Source organism: Halapricum sp. CBA1109 (assembly GCF_009741825.1).
Classification (GTDB): Archaea; Halobacteriota; Halobacteria; order Halobacteriales; family Haloarculaceae; genus Halapricum.
Map to the genome: position 1 here is coordinate 1 of NZ_WPCA01000215.1, position 3,029 is coordinate 3,029.

A 3,029-nucleotide genomic window follows, 5' to 3' on the forward strand; every position below is an offset into this window, starting at 1 on the left:
CCGCGACGGCGAGGACGGCGGCGACGGCGACGACCAGCAACCACCGGACCGTCCGGGCGCGTCCGGTCGTCCATACCGGGGCTACGCGACGGGGGTCATAAATCAGACCGTCACCAGCAGTCCCCAGAGGGCGACGAGAACCCCGCCGAGGCCGGCGACGCCGTAGAGGAGGGCCCGCGCGCGGTAGCGCTCGGCCGCGAGCGAGAGCGACCCGGTGGTGACGATAACGTCGGTGACGAGGACGCGCCCGTCCCGCCGGACCGCCTCTCCCGCGACGGCCAGTGAGTCCCCCGGGCCGGCGACCCGTTCGGTGTAGCGCCGGACGCTGTCGCCGTGGTCGAACTCCACGTCGCTGATGGCGTCAGTGTGAGGGCGCGGCAGGGCGTCGCCGGCCGGCAGTTCGACCGTCCGCTCGCCGGCGAGGTCCAGCCTCGCGCCCGCGGGGTCGATACGGACCGGTCCGCTCCCGTCGTCTAGGGCGAACGTCGACCCGCCCTGCCCGGCCGCGACCTCCCGGAAGTCGCCGGTCTCTCCCATCTCGGTCCCGACGTAGGGGTCCTCGACGGTGACGCGCCAGACGAAACAGCAGGCGTCGCGGCCGGTCACCGGCGCGCGGGCGACGGCCTCGTCGGTGGCGGTCCCCGAGACGGCGACCGGCCCGGGCGACACCGCGCCCGTCGGGACGGCGCTCGCGGGGTGGAACGCTCGCCAGCGCCGGACGAACCCCGCCGCGCCCGCGACGCCGTTCGCCGAAGCCACCAGCAGGAGCGTCCACAGTGCGAGGACGGCCACCGTCCGGCGGTCGAGGGCGAGTGTGTCGAGGCGAACGGCGGCGACGACGGCGGCGGCCGCCAGTGCCAGTACCGACGCGACGGTGGTCCATCGGGGCGTGAGGCCGTAGCGGTAGAGTCTGGGCGCGTCCGCCGCCGCGGACTGGTAGTAGGCGAAGGCGGCGAAGACTGAGACGAACACCGCGGCGACGACGAGGAGGGACAGCGTCGACGGCGAGAGCATCGTCAGACCGTAGGAGCCAGCGGCTCAAAAACCGTCACTTCTCTGCGGTGTGGCGAACCTCGCTAGCGATGCCACGGGTGCTCTCGGCCATCTCCGGGCCGGACATCGCCGCGCGGCCCACCGAGAGCGCCTTCGGCCCCTCGAAGAGAACCTCGTCGCCGACCCGGATGTCGTCGTCGGCGTCGACGACGCCCGGCGCGAGGACGCTCCCCCGCGGGACGAAGTTGTCTATCTCGGCGGTCTTGGTGGGCACGTCGGACGCCTTCCAGCGCCGCGCGCCGGCCAGCGTCAGCGAGAGCACGCCGTACTCGGGCACCATCGCCGCCAGTTGCTCGCCGTCGGCGTCGTTGACCCGGAGTTTCGGGTAGCGGCTCTCGACCGAGAGGTCCTCGAACAGGTCGTCGCCGGCCCCGGCGCCGAACTGGTAGTCGGCGATAGCTCTGATCGTGTTGTGCTGGCGCTCGCGCTTGCGGTAGGAGTCGCCCCCCTCCACGGCCCCGGCGAGGTTCGCCAGCGAGTCGGTGTCGGTCGTGGCCCTCGACGGTGTAGGTGAAGTCGATGCCGAGGCGGTCGGCCACCCGTTCGGTGATGGGTCGGTAGTCTTCGGGGACGTGGGCGACGTAGTCGGGGTAGTCGTTCGCGTCGAGGTAGGCCGCCAGCACGTCGGCGACGAACGCGATTTCGGTCTCGCTCCAGTGGCCGGTCACGACCGAATCGTAGTGCTGTGCGGGGTAGGTCGTCTCCAGTTCCTGCGGGACGACGCCGATGGGCGAGGTCATCGAGACGGTGTGACCGCGGAACTGGATGGCGTCGTGGAAGCGACCGTGGCTCTTGGAGTCGCTGTAGGGCTTGGTCGCCGAACAGGGGACCAACACCAGTGGCTGGTCGAATCGGTTCCGGTAGCGGCCGGTCACTCGCTCGGCGAAACGCTGTATCTCGACCCGACGGAGGGTGTCCTCGCTGGCGGCGGTGATGGTCTCGTTTCGCACCAGCGGCGTCCGCTGTTCGAGATAGGAGTACTCCTGATCGAGGTGGCGATACGTCGCCGTCAGCCACTGCTCGTGGCGGGCCTGTCCCTCGATGTAGTCCCGCAGGCGACCCTCGCGGATGCGCTGGCGGGCGCGGGAAAGCGCCGCCCGCAGGGCGTTGACGTTGTGAGTCACGCAGTCCTCGCGGTCGAAGGTGTCGATGGGTTGCTGGCAGGCCGGGCAACTGCAGGGCGCTTCGGGGAGGTCCTCCAAGAAGTACGCCCCGTCGGTCGTGAGGTACTGGCCTTTCGTGCCCTCGATCACGGCGCGGTCGGTGTCGACGAGGTCGACGCCGGCGTACAGTAGGGTGGCGACGTTGGCCGGCGTGGCGACCCCCGAGAGGTACAGCGCGGTGTCGGCCGGGATGGACTCCCGAGTCTGAACGACGCCCTCGACGAAGGCCTCGCCGTGGCCGACCAGCCCCTGACTCCCGGAGAGGACGTAGGCGTCGGCCCCGAAGTCCTCGGCCGTCTCCGGCGAGACGACGGCGGCGCTGGGAAAGTCCACGTCGGGGTAGTCGACGGCGAACGCCTCGGTGACCTCCTCGGCGGTCCCGCCGGGGAACCCGCGGTGGGGGAGGATCGTCAGTTCGCTCTCGTCGCCCTCGGGAACGTCGCGGTCCTCGGGCCAGAGGCTCCCGGCGTCGGCGACGATATCGTCCGCGAGCGTCGGCGTCTCGACCGGATCGGACAGGCGGAGTTCGCCGATCCGGGCGGCCCCGTCTCGCTCGTGGACCTCGAAGTACTCGGTCATAGGGCCCTCTCGGTCGGCGCGGTTCAACTATCGTTCGGTTCGGCGAGCGGTAGTGTTCAGAGGAGATGTTTGGACAGCAGTGTCTTCCTCGAAAGCCCTCAGCCAGTTCCGGTCCCGCGGCTCGCTGTGCGCTTCCCTCGCTTCGCTCGGTCCAGTGCTTGCTTCCCCGGGGTTCCCGGAACTGGCCTTCGCCCTTTTCAGTTTGCCGGAAGACGCCGTCTTCCGGCCGCCCGA

At 70.6% G+C, this 3,029-nt stretch carries 2 protein-coding genes and 1 pseudogene; all 3 read right to left on the reverse strand.

The genetic code is table 11. The features are described from left to right. Positions 1 to 102 precede the first annotated feature (102 nt). A complete protein-coding gene (locus GJ629_RS15220) occupies positions 103 to 1,014 on the reverse strand; it encodes a hypothetical protein (protein ID WP_157513771.1) in 912 nt (303 codons plus the stop codon). A gap of 34 nt (positions 1,015 to 1,048) precedes the next feature. Continuing rightward, positions 1,049 to 2,795: pseudogene (arcS, locus tag GJ629_RS15225) on the reverse strand (archaeosine synthase subunit alpha). A gap of 27 nt (positions 2,796 to 2,822) precedes the next feature. After that, a partial coding sequence (locus tag GJ629_RS17345; RefSeq protein ID WP_231754671.1) for a hypothetical protein occupies positions 2,823 to 3,029 on the reverse strand: 207 nt, incomplete at its 5' end.

Excerpts from the sequence above, each read along its gene's own strand:
- GJ629_RS15220 (WP_157513771.1), bottom strand. The coding sequence starts at position 1,014 with ATGCTCTCGCCGTCGACGCTGTCCCTCCTCGTCGTCGCCGCGGTGTTC.